General features: G+C 55.1%; 21 protein-coding genes. 16 read left to right on the top strand and 5 right to left on the bottom strand.

The genetic code is table 11. The features are described from left to right. Nucleotides 1-69 precede the first annotated feature (69 nt). The 11 genes from accD (at nucleotide 70) to hisP (ending at nucleotide 10,302) form a co-directional block, all read left to right on the top strand. Nucleotides 70-975: an acetyl-CoA carboxylase, carboxyltransferase subunit beta gene (accD, locus tag KTH07_RS13650; RefSeq protein ID WP_014884667.1), complete on the top strand. Its 906-nt coding sequence runs from the start codon at nucleotides 70-72 to the stop codon at nucleotides 973-975. Nucleotides 976-1,045: 70 nt separating this feature from the next. After that, the gene (folC, locus tag KTH07_RS13645; protein ID WP_023295092.1) at nucleotides 1,046-2,314 is read left to right on the top strand and encodes a bifunctional tetrahydrofolate synthase/dihydrofolate synthase; all 1,269 of its coding nucleotides are present in this window, start codon (nucleotides 1,046-1,048) and stop codon (nucleotides 2,312-2,314) included. Continuing rightward, nucleotides 2,304-2,999 carry a cell division protein DedD gene (gene dedD / locus KTH07_RS13640; RefSeq protein ID WP_017383444.1) on the top strand — a complete coding sequence of 232 codons (696 nt, stop codon included), beginning with the start codon at nucleotides 2,304-2,306 and terminating at the stop codon, nucleotides 2,997-2,999. Before folC ends, dedD begins: the two co-directional genes overlap by 11 nt. A 254-nt stretch (nucleotides 3,000-3,253) precedes the next feature. Then, the gene (gene cvpA / locus KTH07_RS13635; RefSeq protein WP_023304156.1) at nucleotides 3,254-3,742 is read left to right on the top strand and encodes a colicin V production protein; all 489 of its coding nucleotides are present in this window, start codon (nucleotides 3,254-3,256) and stop codon (nucleotides 3,740-3,742) included. A gap of 33 nt (nucleotides 3,743-3,775) precedes the next feature. Then, nucleotides 3,776-5,293, top strand: coding sequence for an amidophosphoribosyltransferase (purF, locus tag KTH07_RS13630; protein ID WP_006811407.1), 1,518 nt, complete (start codon nucleotides 3,776-3,778; stop codon nucleotides 5,291-5,293). Nucleotides 5,294-5,382: 89 nt separating this feature from the next. Continuing rightward, nucleotides 5,383-5,952 carry a UbiX family flavin prenyltransferase gene (locus KTH07_RS13625; RefSeq protein WP_015572254.1) on the top strand — a complete coding sequence of 190 codons (570 nt, stop codon included), beginning with the start codon at nucleotides 5,383-5,385 and terminating at the stop codon, nucleotides 5,950-5,952. 290 nt (nucleotides 5,953-6,242) lie between these two features. Beyond that, nucleotides 6,243-7,025, top strand: coding sequence for a lysine/arginine/ornithine ABC transporter substrate-binding protein ArgT (argT, locus tag KTH07_RS13620; RefSeq protein ID WP_015572255.1), 783 nt, complete (start codon nucleotides 6,243-6,245; stop codon nucleotides 7,023-7,025). A 226-nt stretch (nucleotides 7,026-7,251) separates the two neighbouring features. Further along, nucleotides 7,252-8,034, top strand: a complete 783-nt coding sequence (gene hisJ, locus KTH07_RS13615) for a histidine ABC transporter substrate-binding protein HisJ (RefSeq protein ID WP_032619306.1) — start codon at nucleotides 7,252-7,254, stop codon at nucleotides 8,032-8,034. Nucleotides 8,035-8,122: 88 nt separating this feature from the next. Beyond that, complete coding sequence (locus tag KTH07_RS13610; protein WP_015572256.1) at nucleotides 8,123-8,809, top strand: histidine ABC transporter permease HisQ; 687 nt, start codon at nucleotides 8,123-8,125, stop codon at nucleotides 8,807-8,809. Beyond that, nucleotides 8,806-9,519 carry an ABC transporter permease gene (locus KTH07_RS13605; protein ID WP_003861424.1) on the top strand — a complete coding sequence of 238 codons (714 nt, stop codon included), beginning with the start codon at nucleotides 8,806-8,808 and terminating at the stop codon, nucleotides 9,517-9,519. The genes KTH07_RS13610 and KTH07_RS13605 overlap by 4 nt, the downstream gene beginning before the upstream one ends. A gap of 9 nt (nucleotides 9,520-9,528) precedes the next feature. Further along, nucleotides 9,529-10,302: a histidine ABC transporter ATP-binding protein HisP gene (gene hisP / locus KTH07_RS13600; RefSeq protein ID WP_017694749.1), complete on the top strand. Its 774-nt coding sequence runs from the start codon at nucleotides 9,529-9,531 to the stop codon at nucleotides 10,300-10,302. A gap of 140 nt (nucleotides 10,303-10,442) precedes the next feature. Here the strand turns inward: hisP and KTH07_RS13595 are convergent, their stop codons facing one another. The 4 genes from KTH07_RS13595 to yfcG all read right to left on the bottom strand — a co-directional run bounded on the left by KTH07_RS13595 (nucleotide 10,443) and on the right by yfcG (nucleotide 12,968). Beyond that, a complete protein-coding gene (locus KTH07_RS13595; RefSeq protein ID WP_015572258.1) occupies nucleotides 10,443-10,943 on the bottom strand; it encodes a GNAT family N-acetyltransferase in 501 nt (166 codons plus the stop codon). A gap of 44 nt (nucleotides 10,944-10,987) precedes the next feature. Further along, nucleotides 10,988-11,881, bottom strand: coding sequence for a TIGR01777 family oxidoreductase (locus KTH07_RS13590; protein ID WP_032619307.1), 894 nt, complete (start codon nucleotides 11,879-11,881; stop codon nucleotides 10,988-10,990). Nucleotides 11,882-11,894: 13 nt separating this feature from the next. Beyond that, nucleotides 11,895-12,263: a dihydroneopterin triphosphate 2'-epimerase gene (gene folX / locus KTH07_RS13585; protein WP_003861432.1), complete on the bottom strand. Its 369-nt coding sequence runs from the start codon at nucleotides 12,261-12,263 to the stop codon at nucleotides 11,895-11,897. A gap of 75 nt (nucleotides 12,264-12,338) precedes the next feature. Beyond that, complete coding sequence (gene yfcG / locus KTH07_RS13580; protein ID WP_003861434.1) at nucleotides 12,339-12,968, bottom strand: GSH-dependent disulfide bond oxidoreductase; 630 nt, start codon at nucleotides 12,966-12,968, stop codon at nucleotides 12,339-12,341. A 140-nt stretch (nucleotides 12,969-13,108) separates the two neighbouring features. Between yfcG and yfcF the strand changes: the two genes are divergently transcribed. From yfcF to yfcD, 3 genes are read left to right on the top strand one after another with little or no spacing between them, the layout of a single operon-like run. Further along, complete coding sequence (gene yfcF / locus KTH07_RS13575) at nucleotides 13,109-13,753, top strand: glutathione transferase (protein WP_017692996.1); 645 nt, start codon at nucleotides 13,109-13,111, stop codon at nucleotides 13,751-13,753. A 56-nt stretch (nucleotides 13,754-13,809) separates the two neighbouring features. Next, complete coding sequence (yfcE, locus tag KTH07_RS13570) at nucleotides 13,810-14,361, top strand: phosphodiesterase (RefSeq protein WP_017692997.1); 552 nt, start codon at nucleotides 13,810-13,812, stop codon at nucleotides 14,359-14,361. A gap of 55 nt (nucleotides 14,362-14,416) precedes the next feature. Beyond that, nucleotides 14,417-14,983, top strand: coding sequence for an NUDIX hydrolase YfcD (gene yfcD, locus KTH07_RS13565; protein ID WP_006811396.1), 567 nt, complete (start codon nucleotides 14,417-14,419; stop codon nucleotides 14,981-14,983). Nucleotides 14,984-14,986: 3 nt separating this feature from the next. Here the strand turns inward: yfcD and KTH07_RS13560 are convergent, their stop codons facing one another. After that, nucleotides 14,987-16,006 (bottom strand): LacI family DNA-binding transcriptional regulator, encoded by a 1,020-nt coding sequence (locus tag KTH07_RS13560; protein WP_017692998.1) that lies wholly within the window; start codon nucleotides 16,004-16,006, stop codon nucleotides 14,987-14,989. A gap of 236 nt (nucleotides 16,007-16,242) precedes the next feature. On the opposite strand from KTH07_RS13560, the gene KTH07_RS13555 reads away from it, so the two are divergent. Beyond that, complete coding sequence (locus tag KTH07_RS13555; protein ID WP_017383438.1) at nucleotides 16,243-16,686, top strand: PTS sugar transporter subunit IIA; 444 nt, start codon at nucleotides 16,243-16,245, stop codon at nucleotides 16,684-16,686. Between the two features lie 79 nt (nucleotides 16,687-16,765). Then, a complete protein-coding gene (locus tag KTH07_RS13550; RefSeq protein ID WP_003861447.1) occupies nucleotides 16,766-17,038 on the top strand; it encodes a PTS sugar transporter subunit IIB in 273 nt (90 codons plus the stop codon). Nucleotides 17,039-17,041: the final 3 nt, after the last annotated feature.

Below are 17,041 nucleotides of genomic sequence, written 5' to 3'. Positions count from 1 at the left end.
CAAAAATGGCATTATTCGCCTCTTACAGCAAAACTGGCATACGACCAGGTTCAGGCAGAAAGGTTATCAATGAGCTGGATTGAACGAATTAAAAGCAACATTACCCCAACGCGTAAAGCGAGCATTCCTGAAGGGGTATGGACGAAGTGTGATAGCTGCGGCCAGGTTCTGTATCGCGCAGAGCTGGAACGCAATCTTGAGGTGTGTCCGAAGTGTGACCACCATATGCGTATGTCGGCGCGCAACCGCCTGCATAGCCTGCTGGACGAAGGTTCTCTGGTAGAACTGGGCAGCGAACTGGAGCCAAAAGATGTGCTTAAGTTCCGCGACTCCAAAAAATACAAAGATCGTCTGGCCTCTGCACAGAAAGAGACCGGCGAGAAAGACGCGCTGATCGTCATGAAAGGCACCCTGCACGAGATGCCGGTGGTTGCTGCCGCGTTTGAGTTCTCCTTTATGGGCGGCTCAATGGGCTCTGTGGTTGGCGCGCGCTTCGTGCGTGCCGTTGAGCAGGCGCTGGAAGACAACTGCCCGCTGATCTGCTTCTCCGCCTCCGGTGGCGCACGTATGCAGGAAGCGCTGATGTCCCTGATGCAGATGGCGAAAACCTCTGCGGCGCTGGCGAAAATGCAGGAGCGCGGTCTGCCGTACATCTCGGTACTGACCGATCCAACTATGGGCGGCGTTTCTGCAAGCTTCGCGATGCTGGGCGACCTGAACATCGCTGAGCCAAAAGCGCTGATCGGCTTTGCGGGTCCTCGCGTTATTGAGCAGACCGTACGTGAGAAACTGCCGCCGGGCTTCCAGCGCAGTGAGTTCCTCATTGAGAAGGGCGCCATCGACATGATCGTCCGCCGTCCGGAAATGCGCCTGAAACTGGCAAGCGTCCTGGCGAAGCTGATGAATCTGCCGGCGCCGAACCCGGACGAGCCGCGCGAAGGCGTGGTGGTACCGGATCAGGAACCCGAGGCCTGATAACTGAAAAGGGCAGGGCCGAATGGCGCTGCCCTTTTGCTTTCTAAACCGTTAATGACAACCGGGCATCATGGAAAATAAAAGCATTCCTCAAGCCACGTCGCCCCTGGCCGCGTGGCTTTCTTATCTGGAAAACCTGCACAGTAAAACTATCGACATGGGCCTTGAGCGCGTAAGCCAGGTTGCCGCGCGTCTTGACGTGTTGAAACCCGCGCCTTTCGTATTTACCGTGGCCGGCACTAACGGTAAAGGCACCACCTGCCGCACGCTGGAATCTGTCCTGATGGCTGCGGGGTACAAGGTTGGCGTTTACAGCTCGCCGCATCTGGTGCGCTATACCGAGCGCGTGCGCGTGCAAAACACCGAGCTGGCGGAATCCGCCCATACGGCGTCGTTTGCCGCTATCGAAGCTGCGCGCGGCGAAACCTCATTAACCTATTTCGAATACGGCACCCTGTCGGCGCTGTGGCTGTTTAAGCAGGCGCAGCTGGACGTGGTGATCCTGGAAGTGGGATTGGGCGGGCGTCTGGATGCCACCAATATGGTGGATGCGGATGTCGCCGTCGTCACCAGCATCGCGCTGGATCACACCGACTGGCTGGGCCCGGACCGCGAGAGCATTGGCCGTGAGAAGGCCGGTATTTTCCGGGCCAATAAGCCTGCCGTGGTAGGCGAACCGGACATGCCGCATACCATTGCTGAGGTAGCGAAAGAGAAGGGCGCTCGTCTGCTGCGTCGCGGCGTGGACTGGCAGTATGAGGTGCAGGACAAAGGCTGGCGCTTCAGCGATGCGCAGGGCGTGCTGGAGAATCTGCCCCTGCCGCAGGTGCCACAGCCTAACGCGGCGACTGCGCTGGCAGCCCTGCGCGCCAGCGGATTAGCGGTAAGCGAGCAGGCAATCCGCGACGGCATTCAGAACGCACTGTTACCGGGACGTTTTCAGATTGTGAGTGAGTCACCGCGTCTGATTCTGGATGTTGCACATAACCCGCATGCGGCGGCGTACCTCGCAGGACGTCTCAAATCGTTACCAAAAACCGGGCGCGTGCTGGCGGTTATCGGTATGCTTCATGATAAAGATATCGGCGGCACGCTGGCCTGCATGGAGAGTGTGGTCGATAGCTGGTATTGTGCTCCTCTGGAAGGGCCGCGCGGCGCGACTGCTGAGCAGTTGATGGAACATCTCGGCAAAGGCGAAATCTACAGCAGTGTGGTTTCGGCCTGGCGTGCCGCGATGGCGGAGGCTAAACCAGAAGATACCGTGCTGGTGTGTGGGTCATTCCACACGGTGGCACATGTCATGGAAGTGATGGACGCGGGGAGAACCGGTGGCGAGTAAGTTTCAGAACCGTTTAACAGGAACCATTGTGCTGGTCGCGCTCGGGGTGATTATTCTCCCGGGACTGCTCGACGGGCAAAAAAAGCATTACCAGGATGAATTTGCGGCCATTCCTCTGGTACCCAAACCGGGCGATCGCGACGAGCCCGATATGCTGCCAGCGGCAACGCAGGCGCTGCCTGCCCAGCCGCCAGAAGGTGCAGCGGAAGAGGTGCGCGCAGGTGATGCAGCCGCGCCGTCTCTTGATCCGTCGCGTCTGGCCGCGAATAACAACGTTGAAATCGATCCTGTACCGGTAGAGCAACCCAAACCGGTTGAAAAACCGAAGCCGGTAGAGAAAACGCAGCCTAAACCGCAGCGTGACAAAGCCGACGAGCAGCTGGCTGCGGCAACGGAAACGCCGCCACCGGCCAAACAGACCCAGCAGGAGGCCGCCCCTACGGGTAAAGCCTATGTCGTTCAGCTCGGTGCGTTGAAAAATGCAGATAAGGTCAATGAGATCGTGAGTAAACTGCGCGGCGCGGGATACCGTGTTTATACTTCACCCACCACGCCGGTACAGGGTAAAATTACCCGTATCCTCGTGGGGCCGGATGCGTCTAAAGATAAGCTCAAAGGTTCGCTTGGCGAGCTGAAGCAAATCTCCGGCCTGAGCGGTGTGGTGATGAACTACAGCGCAAACTGATAGAAATTACCCCCTCACCCTAACCCTCTCCCCAAAAGAGCGAGGGGACGGTTTGCTCCCTCTCCCTTGAGGGAGAGGGCCGGGATGAGGGGGAGGCAGACGTTCACAGAAACGTCAAAGGTGCGGGGGCGTTGAGCATTTTTTCAGCGCCTTTTTTATTTACGCGTGGGAAGGAAATCCCTACGCAAACGTTTTCTTTTTCTGTTAGAATTCGCCCCGAACTGGATGACAGGGCGTTTAATCGTGGGACACATATGGTCTGGATTGATTACGCCATCATTGCGGTGATTGGTTTTTCCTGTCTGGTTAGCCTGATCCGTGGCTTTGTTCGTGAAGCGTTATCGCTGGTAACCTGGGGTTGTGCTTTCTTTGTTGCCAGTCATTACTACACTTACCTGTCTGTCTGGTTCACGGGCTTTGAAGATGAACTGGTCCGAAACGGAATCGCCATCGCGGTGCTGTTTATCGCGACGCTGATTGTCGGCGCTATCGTCAATTACGTGATAGGTCAGCTGGTCGAGAAAACCGGTCTGTCAGGAACGGACAGGGTACTCGGCATCTGTTTCGGCGCGTTGCGAGGCGTGCTCATTGTGGCCGCGATCCTGTTCTTCCTGGATACCTTTACCGGGTTCTCCAAAAGTGAAGACTGGCAACAATCGCAGCTCATTCCGGAGTTCAGCTTCATCATCAGATGGTTCTTTGACTATCTGCAAAGCTCGTCGAGTTTCTTGCCCAGGGCATAAACCCTGAGATGTGGCTTAACGAGGAAAAGACGAATGTGCGGTATTGTCGGTATCGCCGGTTTCATGCCGGTAAACCAGTCGATTTATGACGCGTTAACGGTGCTTCAGCACCGTGGGCAGGATGCTGCGGGTATCATCACCATTGATGCAAACAACTGCTTCCGTTTACGCAAGGCGAATGGCCTGGTAAACGATGTGTTTGAAGCCCGCCATATGCAGCGTCTGCAAGGTAATATGGGGATCGGTCACGTTCGTTATCCTACTGCTGGCAGTTCCAGCGCCTCTGAGGCTCAGCCTTTTTACGTTAACTCCCCGTATGGCATCACGCTTGCCCACAATGGCAATCTGACCAATGCCCACGAGCTGCGTAAAAAGCTGTTCGAAGAGAAACGTCGCCACATTAACACCACCTCTGATTCTGAAATCCTGCTCAATATCTTTGCCAGCGAACTGGATAACTTCCGCCATTATCCGCTGGAAGCAGACAACATTTTTGCCGCCGTTGCCGCGACTAACCGCCTGATCCGTGGCGCGTATGCTTGCGTGGCGATGATCATCGGTCACGGCATGGTGGCCTTCCGCGATCCAAACGGCATTCGCCCGCTGGTGCTCGGCAAACGTGACCTCGGCGATGGCCGTTCCGAGTACATGGTTGCCTCCGAAAGCGTGGCGCTGGACACTCTGGGCTTCGAATTCCTGCGTGATGTCGCGCCAGGCGAAGCGGTCTACATCACTGAGAAGGGCCAGCTGTTTACCCGTCAGTGCGCCGACAACCCGGTGAGCAACCCGTGCCTGTTCGAATACGTTTACTTCGCGCGTCCGGACTCGTTCATCGACAAGATTTCCGTTTACAGCGCGCGCGTCAACATGGGGACGAAGCTGGGTGAGAAGATTGCCCGCGAGTGGGACGATCTCGACATCGACGTCGTCATCCCAATCCCTGAAACCTCCTGTGATATCGCGCTGGAAATTGCCCGTATTCTGGACAAGCCGTACCGTCAGGGCTTCGTGAAAAACCGCTACGTGGGCCGCACCTTTATCATGCCGGGCCAGCAGCTGCGTCGTAAGTCCGTACGTCGTAAGCTGAACGCTAACCGTGCCGAGTTCCGCGACAAGAACGTGCTGCTGGTGGACGACTCCATTGTGCGCGGCACGACGTCTGAGCAGATCATCGAGATGGCGCGTGAGGCCGGGGCGAAGAAAGTGTATCTCGCCTCCGCAGCGCCGGAAATTCGCTTCCCGAACGTGTATGGCATTGATATGCCAACCGCTAACGAGCTGATTGCTCACGGTCGTGAAGTAGACGAAATTCGGCAGATCATCGGTGCCGACGGCCTGATTTTCCAGGATCTGAACGATCTGATCGACGCGGTGCGCGCCGAGAACCCGGATATTCAGCAGTTCGAATGCTCGGTATTCAATGGGATCTACGTAACGAAAGACGTTGACCAGCAGTATCTCGACTATCTGGATTCGCTGCGTAACGACGATGCGAAAGCCGTCCAGCTGCAAAACGATCTCGAAAGCTTAGAGATGCACAACGAAGGTTGATGCGTATGCAGGTGAGGGCGCTCGCCCTCACTTGCAACTCCCCGTAAAATCCTGCACAGTCTGCCCTGAAATCAGCAAGGGCGAAAATCATGAAACGACTCATTGTAGGGATCAGCGGTGCCAGCGGCGCGATTTATGGCGTCCGGCTGTTACAGGTGCTGCGTGACGTTGCAGGCGTAGAAACCCATCTGGTGATGAGCCAGGCGGCGCGTCAGACCCTCTCTCTTGAAACCGATCTCTCTCTGCGCGACGTTCAGGCCCTGGCTGACGTTGTCCACGATGCCCGCGATATCGCCGCCAGCATCTCTTCGGGCTCGTTTAAAACGGCCGGCATGGTTATTTTGCCCTGTTCGATTAAAACCCTTTCCGGCATTGTAAACAGCTATACCGACACGCTGGTGACGCGTGCAGCGGATGTGGTGCTAAAAGAGCGTCGTCCTCTGGTGCTCTGCGTGCGGGAAACGCCGCTGCACCTGGGACATCTGCGTTTAATGACGCAGGCAGCCGAACTGGGGGCCGTGATTATGCCGCCGGTCCCCGCGTTCTATCATCGTCCGCAAACGCTGGACGATGTCATCAACCAGACCGTTAACCGCGTACTGGATCAGTTCGATATCGACCTGCCGGAAGATCTCTTTACCCGCTGGCAGGGGGCGTGAAGCTGTGCACAAACAAGGTGCATGAAAAGACAATTTGCCCTGTTTCAGGGCAAAACTGCAACCGCGATCATATCCTCGACATTTAATCCGCTTTTTCCCTTTTTCTCTTTCCGGTTCGTTCGGCAGACCTGCTATCTTTCACCATTAAGGCAGTATCGCAACGTTTTATTAACATATTTAACGTCGTAGTTTTAACCCGACGACAATGTGGCATAAGACCTGCAAGAACAGCCTGCAACACAACACACAACATAAACCATAATAAAATCACGGTTCTTGAGGGTAAATGTATGAAGAAGACGGTTCTGGCTCTGTCTTTGCTCGTGGGCTTGAGTGCAGCAGCAAGTAGCTATGCAGCGCTTCCACAGACAGTTCGTATCGGTACAGACGCAACTTACGCGCCATTCTCCTCCAAGGATGCGAAAGGCGACTTCGTGGGGTTTGATATCGATCTGGGAAATGAGATGTGCAAACGCATGGAAGTGAAATGCACATGGGTGGGCAGTGACTTTGATGCGCTGATCCCGTCGCTGAAAGCCAAGAAAATTGATGCCATTATCTCTTCTCTTTCCATCACGGAAAAACGTCAGCAGGAGATCGCCTTCTCTGAGAAGCTCTACGCTGCCGACTCACGTCTGATTGCCGCGAAAGGCTCGCCAATCCAGCCGACCATCGACTCGCTGAAAGGCAAACATGTTGGCGTGCTTCAGGGCTCGACCCAGGAAGGTTACGCCAATGCTAACTGGCGCGAGAAGGGCGTCGATGTTGTGGCTTACCAGAACCAGGATCTGATCTACTCTGACCTGGCGGCAGGCCGTCTGGATGCCGCGTTTCAGGATGAAGTCGCCGCGAGCGAAGGCTTCCTGAAACAGCCTGCGGGTAAAGAGTACGCCTTTGCTGGCCCGTCGGTAAAAGACAAAAAATACTTTGGCGACGGTACCGGTATTGGCCTGCGTAAGGATGATACCGAGCTGAAAGCCGCCTTCGACAAAGCGTTTAATGAGCTGCGTAAAGACGGTACCTACGACAAACTGGCGAAGAAATACTTCGATTTCAACGTCTACGGTGATTAATGCCTGAATAAGATGCACTGAAGTGGTGCATCTTAACGGGGTTATGTTCCAGTATGGTGCAACACATGCACCATACTGGATCGCTGTGTGCATAGTTAAGCATTTAAAATGCAAAAATTCCCGTTCAAAGGCATTAATCTTTGCTTGAATGAGGGGATTAATGGCACATTAACAACACCCCGTCGTCGTAAAAATCTCGTATTAAGACAGTTTGTTGAGGACAGATATGAAAAAACTGGTGTTGTCACTTTCTCTGGTACTGGCTTTTTCCAGCACCACCGCGGCATTCGCAGCAATTCCGCAGAAAATTCGTATTGGAACTGACCCAACCTATGCACCTTTCGAATCGAAGAATGCGAAGGGGGAACTGGTCGGTTTTGACATCGATCTGGCTAACGAGCTGTGCAAACGCATTAAAGCGCAATGTACCTACGTTGAAAACCCGCTGGATGCGCTGATCCCGTCCCTGAAAGCGAAGAAAATTGACGTGATCATGTCCTCCCTGTCCATCACAGAGAAACGTCAGCAGGAGATTGCCTTTACGGACAAACTCTACGCGGCAGATTCCCGTCTGGTGGTGGCCAAATCCTCTGACATTCAGCCAACCCTCGAATCTCTGAAAGGCAAACGCGTGGGCGTGTTGCAGGGTACGACGCAGGAAACCTACGGCAACGAGCACTGGGCGCCAAAGGGGATTGAAATTGTCTCTTACCAGGGCCAGGAAAACATTTACGCAGACCTCACGGCAGGCCGTATTGACGCGGCATTCCAGGATGAAGTGGCGGCAAGCGAAGGCTTCCTGAAACAGCCTGTGGGTAAAGATTACAAGTTCGGCGGTCCGTCCATTAAGGACGAAAAACTCTTTGGCGTCGGTACCGGTATGGGCCTGCGTAAAGAAGACAACGAACTGCGTGAAGCCCTGAACAAAGCGTTCGCCGAGATGCGCGCGGACGGCACCTATGACAAGCTGGCTAAAAAGTACTTCGATTTTAATGTTTACGGCGGCTAATCGCCCCGTCTGATAACGTGCGGCCCCTCCCGTTGCGGGAGGGGAAAAGACACGGTTCCACCACTCACGAGACGACAGGGCACGCGGTATGCTGTACGGATTTTCTGGCGTTATTTTACAGGGCGCGCTTGTCACCCTTGAGCTGGCTATCAGCTCCGTGGTGCTGGCGGTGCTGATAGGCCTGGCGGGCGCGGGGGCAAAATTATCCGCCAACAGACCGCTGGCGCTGATATTTGAAGGCTATACCACGCTGATTCGCGGCGTGCCTGACCTGGTGCTGATGCTGCTGATCTTTTACGGCCTGCAAATCGCACTTAACGGCGTGACGGATGCCATCGGCATGGAGCAGATCGATATCGACCCGATGGTGGCCGGTATTATTACCCTTGGTTTTATCTACGGTGCCTATTTCACTGAGACTTTCCGCGGCGCTTACATGGCCGTGCCGAAAGGGCATATTGAAGCGGCGACCGCCTACGGTTTTACCTCCTCACAAACGTTTCGCCGGATCATGTTCCCGGCCATGATGCGCTACGCGCTGCCGGGTATCGGTAACAACTGGCAGGTTATTCTCAAGGCAACGGCGCTGGTCTCCCTGCTGGGCCTGGAAGATGTGGTGAAGGCCACGCAGCTGGCGGGTAAAAGCACCTGGGAACCGTTCTATTTTGCGGTGGTTTGCGGCGTAATTTATCTGGTCTTTACGACCGTCTCCAATGGTGTGCTGCTTCTGCTCGAACGTCGCTACTCCGTGGGTGTGAAGAGGGCTGACCTGTGATTGAGATTATTCAGGAGTACTGGAAATCCCTGCTGTGGACGGATGGCTACCGCTTTACTGGCGTGGCCATCACGCTGTGGCTGCTGATCTCCTCGGTGGTAATGGGCGGCATTCTGGCGGTGTTTCTTGCCATTGGCCGCGTGTCGAACAATAAATTTATCCAGTTCCCTATATGGCTATTCACCTACGTGTTTCGCGGTACGCCGCTGTACGTGCAGCTACTGGTGTTCTATTCCGGGATGTACACGCTGGAGATCGTGAAAGGCACCGAGATGCTGAACGCGTTCTTCCGCAGCGGTCTGAACTGTACGGTGCTGGCGCTGACCCTCAATACCTGCGCCTATACCACCGAGATCTTCGCCGGGGCCATCCGTTCTGTGCCGCACGGTGAGATCGAGGCGGCGCGCGCGTACGGCTTCTCGTCCGTGAAGCTCTACCGCTGTATTATTCTGCCTTCGGCGCTGCGTATTGCGCTGCCGGCCTACAGCAACGAAGTGATTTTAATGCTGCATTCGACGGCACTGGCGTTTACCGCCACGGTACCTGATCTGTTAAAGATTGCCCGCGATATTAACTCTGCCACCTACCAGCCGTTTACGGCGTTTGGCATTGCGGCAGTGCTCTATTTGATCATTTCTTACGTCCTGATCAGCCTGTTCCGTAAGGCTGAAAAACGCTGGTTGCAGCATATAAAACCGTCGACGCACTGAGAATTTATGATGGCTGAGAACAAATTAAACGTAATTGATTTGCACAAGCGCTACGGCGAACATGAAGTGCTGAAAGGGGTGTCGCTGGAGGCTAACGCGGGCGACGTGATCAGTATTATCGGCTCATCAGGTTCGGGTAAAAGTACCTTCCTGCGCTGCATCAACTTCCTCGAAAAGCCGAGCGAAGGATCGATTGTGGTGAGCGGACAGAACATCAACATGGTCCGTGATAAAGACGGCCAGCTTAAAGTGGCGGATAAAAACCAGCTGCGCCTGCTGCGTACACGCCTGACGATGGTGTTCCAGCACTTCAACCTCTGGAGCCACATGACGGTGCTGGAGAACGTGATGGAAGCGCCGGTTCAGGTGCTCGGCTTAAGCAAGCAGGAAGCCCGCGAGCGTGCGGTCAAATACCTGGCGAAAGTGGGTATCGACGAGCGGCAGCAGATCAAATATCCGGTGCACCTGTCAGGGGGGCAGCAGCAGCGTGTTTCCATCGCCCGTGCGCTGGCGATGGAGCCGGAAGTGTTGCTGTTTGACGAACCGACTTCCGCGCTGGATCCTGAACTCGTTGGCGAAGTGCTGCGCATCATGCAAAAGCTGGCGGAAGAGGGCAAAACGATGGTGGTGGTGACGCACGAGATGGGCTTCGCCCGTAACGTTTCTAACCACGTTATCTTCCTGCATCAGGGGAAAATTGAAGAGCAGGGTCATCCGAATGAGGTGCTGGCGAACCCGCAAAGCCCGCGGTTGCAGCAGTTCCTGAAAGGCTCGTTGAAGTAGGTTTGGCCTTTCTCCCTCTCCCTGTGGGAGAGGGCCGGGGTGAGGGCATCAGGCCGCAGAGCCGCCCAATTGCCCGGTGGCGCTTCGCTTACCGGGCCTACAAAACCCGTAGGCCGGGCAAACGCAGTGCCGCCCGGCATTCAACACTCCAGCCGATACACCCAGTCGTCATACCGTACGCCGTTAATCTCGTACGCCTTCTCCAGCACCTGCGTGCGCACAAAACCCGCTTTCTCAAGGACCCGCACCGACCCAACGTTATCTGCCAGCACGTACGCGTTTATCGCCTTCACGCCCGTCTGGTTAAATGCATACTCGCACACCGCGTGCAGCGCCTCGCTGGCAATGCCTTTTCCCTGCGCGGCAGTCACAACCGTGTAGCCAATATCCGCCTCTTCACGGTTCGCCGCACTGATTTGCAGGCCGATATCCCCGAGCGGCGTAACGTCGTTATGCAGACGGATCACAAAGACATGCTCCGCCATCAGGCGCGCGGCAAATACGCGGCGCGTCTCTTTTTCCGGCGTGATAGCGGCCATATAGCGCATGATGGCGGGGTCTTCACGCAGAGAGCGGAAGAACGCCCAGTCAGAAGGTTCGAAAGGGGTGAGGTGAAGCCGGGTTGTGGTAATGGTTGCCATAGTTACGCCATCTCATCCAGACATGGCGTATAACTCTAACATATTCACTGCACCACATCCCCCAGCGCCTCTTCCAGGTCATACCAGCGGAACGTGAACCCGGCCGCTTCCAGCCGTTTTGGCAGCGCGCGTTGCCCGCCCAGCGCCAGCACCGAAGACTCACCCATCAACAGACGAATCGCCGTTGCAGGCACGCGCAGCACCGCCGGGCGATGCAGGGCATGCCCCAGGGCGTGAGCAAATTGTTCATTACGTACGGGGTAAGGGGATACCATGTTAAATGGCCCGCGCAGATCGTTATCCAGCAGCCAGAGAATGCCGTTGACCATATCGTCGATATGGATCCACGCCAGATACTGACGACCGTTGCCGATGGGCCCGCCAAGCCCCATTTTAAACGGCGGCAGCATTTTACCGAGAATACCACCCTTCGGCGCAAGTACCACGCCGGTGCGCAGCAGGCAGACGCGGGTACGATCGCTTTGCGCCGCGCAGGCGATGCGCTCCCACTGGGCGCAGAGTTTATGGGTAAACTCGTTGTGCGGCGGCTCCTCTTCGGTCACCACCACTTCACCGAGATCGCCATAGTAGCCTGTAGCAGAGCCGGAAATCAGCACCGAAGGCGGCGTCTCGCTATTGCGAATCAGCTCAACCAGCCTTTCGGTCATGTTCCAGCGGCTGCTGCATAAACGCTGTTTTTGCTCTTCGGTCCAGCGTTTATCGGCGATAGGTTCGCCAGCAAGGTTGATGACGGCGTCAAAGCCGTTCAGATCCTGCCTTTCCGCCAGGCCTTTCCAGATCTCAACGCCGACGCCCAGCACCTGGCGCGCTTTCTCCGGGCTGCGCGTGACCACGGTAATGTCGTGATGCAACGCCTGCAAACGTGGAATGAGATGGCGACCAATCAGGCCCGTACCGCCGGTGAGCAGGATCTTCATACAACCTCCAGGTTTACGCCTGGCGCTGCCAGCTTAACGTCATGGAGACGGAGTCGGCGTAGCGCAGGGCGTGAAGTTTATCGATCTCCACTTCAGCATAAGTGACCCAGTGGTGTTCGCGTGCGATGTCGAGCACATCCTGAGTTAATTTTTCCAGTAGCGCAAAACGGTTGTTCTCAACGTACTGGATGATGCTTTTGGTGATCGTGCGATAGTTCAGCGCGTCATTGATGTCCTCGCTGGCACGCGCCTTGTCTGCCGGGTAGTGGATCACTACATTCACCACGATATCCTGGCGATTCGCGATCTCCTCCTCTTTGATACCAATGAACGTGCGTAAACGTAAGTTTTTTATACGAATAATAGCGTCATGCTGGGACATTGCAGGTCTTCTCCGTGTCAGTATTTTCACCTCATCATACATGAGGAAAACACCTGCACCCAACGGGGCGCAGGCTCAAATCTGATGGATTTTTTGCATGGCGCGTTCGGTGGCCGGGCGCGTCCGGATGCGCTCAAACCAGTTGTTCACTGCCGGATAAGTGGCCAGATCGATCCGGTGGCGTTCATGGGTGTTAATCCACGGCCAGCAGGCGATATCTGCAATGCTGTAATGCTCACCTCCCAGCCACGGTGATTTTTCCAGCCGACGGTTCAGGACCCCGTACAGGCGCTGGGTTTCGACCTGATATCGCTCAATGGCGTAAGGGATCGTCTGCGGCGCATAGGCGGTAAAGTGGTGATTCTGCCCCAGCATTGGCCCCAGGCCGCTCGACTGCCAGAATAACCATTGCAGCGTGTGATGACGCTCGCGCAACTCACCGCTCAGGAGCTTGCCGGTTTTCTCTGCCAGATAGAGCAAAATCTCTCCAGACTCAAACAGGCTTAACGGTTTTCCGCCGTCAGAAGGCAGGTTATCAATGATGGCCGGAATTTTATTGTTGGGCGATATGGCCAGAAAAACGGGGCGGAACTGGTCGCCTTTACTGATATCCACGCGAATGATCCGGTAGTCCACTTCGGCTTCTTCGAGAAAGAGGGTGATCTTATGGCCATTAGGGGTGGGGGCATAATAGAGATCTATCATTCTCAACTCCTGTCAGTGCGAATAGTGTTGCCATAAAAAATCAGTATAGGTGCTTGTTGTAAATCGTGAGTTTTCATCAAGTGACAGCGAGGCAAAGAGATTATATGTTGAGTGAAAACCGATCAGCCGATGAGGATGTTATGAGCCAGCCTGTAATAACGTTGTGGTCCGATGCGAACTTTTTTTCTCCTTATGTCATGAGCGTTTATGTGGCGCTGGCAGAAAAGGGGCTTACTTTTAGTCTGAAAACCGTCGACCTGGACAGCGGCGAACATCTGAAGCCCCAGTGGCAGGGCTACGCGCTCACTCGCCGAGTCCCTGTGCTGGAGATCGACGGTTTTGAGTTGAGTGAATCCTCGGCGATTGACGAGTATCTTGAGGACCGCTTTGCCCCGCCAGAGTGGGAACGCATCTATCCTCACGATCTGCAAAAGCGCGCCCGCGCTCGCCAGATCCAGGCATGGCTGCGTAGCGACCTGGTGCCGATTCGCACAGAACGCTCTACGGACGTGGTGTTCGCTGGCGTCAAAAAGCCCGCCCTCAGCGAGGAAGGCTTATCCAGCGCCCGGAAGCTGATCGAAACTGCCTCATCGCTGCTGGCGCAGGGTAACCCCAACCTGTTTGGCGAGTGGTGTATTGCCGACACCGATCTGGCGCTGATGCTCAATCGCTTGATCCTCAATGGCGATGACGTCCCACAGCTGCTGGTGGATTACGCCACATTCCAGTGGCAACGCGCGTCGGTACAGCGCTATCTGGCACTCTCTGCTAAGCGCGCGGGCTGATAAGACGGGGCGCTTGAGGTATGATAGGGGCAGTCTGAATTCCTGAGGAGTAACTGATGAAACTGATGTTTGCGTCGGATATTCATGGATCGCTGCCCGCGACCGAACGCGTGCTTTCTCTGTTCGCCCAAAGCGGAGCGCAATGGCTGGTGATCCTGGGCGACGTGTTAAACCACGGCCCACGCAATGCGTTGCCGGAAGGCTACGCTCCCGCGCAGGTGGCGGAAAAACTTAATCATTTTGCCTCGCGCATTATCGCCGTTCGCGGCAACTGTGACAGCGAAGTTGACCAGATGCTGCTGCATTTTCCCATCACCGCTCCCTGGCAACAGGTGTTGATGGAAAACAGCCGTTTGTTCCTGACCCACGGGCACCTGTTCGGCCCGGATAACCTGCCGTCACTCGCCGCTGGCGATGTCCTGGTTTATGGTCATACTCATATTCCGGTGGCGGAAAAACGCGGGGCGTTTTATCACTTTAATCCCGGGTCTGTCAGCATTCCTAAAGGCGGCAATCCGGCAAGCTACGGCATGTATGAAGACGGGACATTAAGCGTTATCGCACTTAATGATCAGCAAGTTATTGCGCAGATAGCGATTAATCCGTAAGTTACACCACAACTGCAAACGCGCCGAAAGAGCGCTTAGACGAGAAGGTTTCCCGATGGTGGAGCAGAATCATTTGGCAAGTACTGAGTGGGTTGACATTGTCAGCGAAGAGAATGAAGTGATCGCGCAGGCCAGCCGCGAACAAATGCGTGCGGAGCGTCTGCGTCACCGCGCGACGTACATCGTTGTTCATGATGGCATGGGCAAGATTCTGGTCCAGCGTCGCACCGACACCAAAGATTTTCTTCCTGGTATGCTGGATGCCACAGCAGGTGGCGTTGTGCAGGCCGATGAAGTATTGCTGGATTCCGCGCGTCGTGAAGCGGAAGAAGAGTTAGGTATCGCTGGCGTGCCGTTTGCCGAGCACGGGCAATTTTATTTCGAAGATGAACATTGTCGCGTCTGGGGCGGGCTGTTTAGCTGCGTTTCCCACGGACCTTTCGCCTTGCAGGAAGAGGAAGTGAGCGAAGTGTGCTGGATGACGCCGGAAGAGATCACCGCGCGTTGCGACGAGTTCACGCCAGATTCCCTTAAAGCACTGGCGCTGTGGATGACCCGCAACGCCAAAAACGAATCCGCTAAACCGGAAAATAAGGCGGAAAAAGAGGAAGAGGCTGAGTAAGCCTTAACAGCTTTCCCGCATACACAGGCTGGACGCGATGGGTTTATGATCGCGCCAGTCTCCGTCATTCAGACGTTCCAGTAACGCTTTCCCGGCTTCAATCCCAATCTTGCGATGCGGTACTGCCATCGTTGTCAGCGGCGGCTGACAGACGCGGCTGACGTCGCTGTCACCAAAGCCCACGACCGCTAAATCGTCCGGCACTTTGATGCGTCGACGCTGGCACTCATACAGCGCGCCGCAGGCCAGTTCATCTGATACGCACACCAGCGCATCCAGTTCCGGCCACGCCAGCAGGAACTCTGGCAGTTGTGCCGCGCCGGTGGAGAAGTTCGGCGGCATGGCGGCATTAATCACTCTGTTCGGCGACAGGTGGTGGCGCAGCATCGCCTTGTACCAGCCCTGCAAATGCTGCTGAAAAATCCACTGCTCCTGGTTAGCGCACAGCAGGCCGATATTCTGGTAGCCACGCTGAATCACCATCTCGGTAAGTTCATACATGGCGGCGACGTTATCAATCCCGATATTCATATCAATCGGATCGGCACGCATTGCACCCATTTCCATCACCGGGATAGAGGCGTTTTTCAGCCAGTGGCGTACGGTATCGGAGTGCTCGACGCTGAGCAGTATCGCCGCGGCGATATTCGAGGCCAGCAGCGTTTCGAGCAGTTTCTCTTCCTGTTCAAGACGATGCTGAGATTCCGCCAGCATGATCTGATATCCGGCTGGCTGGAGCACCTGCTGTAGCCCGGCGAACATCTCGGAACAGCCAGCTTCGGAAAGATTGGGAACTACCATCGCGATCGTCCATGACGACGCCGATGCCAGTGCGCTGGCGGCAAGATTGGGCATATAACCCAGCTCCTGCACCGCGGCTTCAATTTTTTCACGCAGTTTATCGGAAACCTGTTCGGGCGTGCGGAGGGCACGGGAAACAGTCATCGTGCCTACGCCGGCAAGCTGTGCGACATCCGCGAGCGTTACTTTTCCGGTACTGCGCCGTTTTCGGGTTAAAGACATACATCTTCCTGCTGACAGGACGCGATTCAGTTTCATCCTTCATTTTACGTGACAGGCAGTATACGCCTTAAATCCCTTTTTTTGCTGTGATTTCGCACCATGATAGCAATTTGATAGCGCTATCACAGTTCTGCATGTTAGTCGTTGGTAGCGCTATCTTTGTGATCGCGATCGCAGTCATTGATTGATGGGTTGAATAGAGTTTGCCCATGTCTGGTCTTTAGCGGGAGTGAAAAATGCTCAAAAAGTGGATATATGATACAACCATCATCCTACAGGATAGCGTTGAAAGCTGGCCCCAGGCGCTGGAACTGTGCGCGAAACCGCTGCTGGATTTGCAGGTCATTGCGCCGGAATATGTCACGGCTATCATCGAGCAGCACCAGACGTTAGGTCCCTACTATGTGCTGGCTCCAGGGCTGGCAATGCCACATGCGCGACCGGAAGAAGGGGCGAAAGGACTTGGCCTGTCATTATTAAAACTAAAACAGGGCGTCTCTTTTGGTGCCGGTGAGTTTGACCCCGTCGATGTGATTGTGATGCTGGCGGCACCGGACAAGCATAGCCATATCGAAATGATCTCAGCCTTAGCGGAATTATTTTCCAGCGACGAAGATATGGCTGAATTACATCGGGCGAATACGCTGGAGGAGATAAAAACCGTTATCGATCGCTTCTGATTTAATTATTTAATCCGATTCATCTCAACATTACGCGTCAGCGTGATGGGGCGTATTCTACTCAAAAAAGGGGATAACAATGAAAATCATGGCTATTTGCGGCTCCGGCCTGGGCAGCAGTTTTATGGTCGAAATGAATATTAAAAAGGTGCTCAAAAAACTGGAAATTGAGGCCGAAGTTGAACACTCCGATCTCTCCTCGGCCACGCCGGGCGCGGCGGACCTGTTTGTAATGGCGAAAGACATTGCCGCCAGCGCCAGCGTGCCGGAAAGCCAGCTGGTGGTAATCAACAATATCATCGATATCAACGAACTCGAAGCGCAGCTGCGCGCCTGGTTCGAAAGACAATAATCC

This window comes from Enterobacter cloacae complex sp. ECL72 (assembly GCF_019056635.1).
Lineage (GTDB): Bacteria > Pseudomonadota > Gammaproteobacteria > Enterobacterales > Enterobacteriaceae > Enterobacter > Enterobacter hormaechei_C.
The sequence above is the reverse complement of the archived record's forward strand: the minus strand, read 5'-3'. Positions and strand labels throughout refer to the sequence as shown.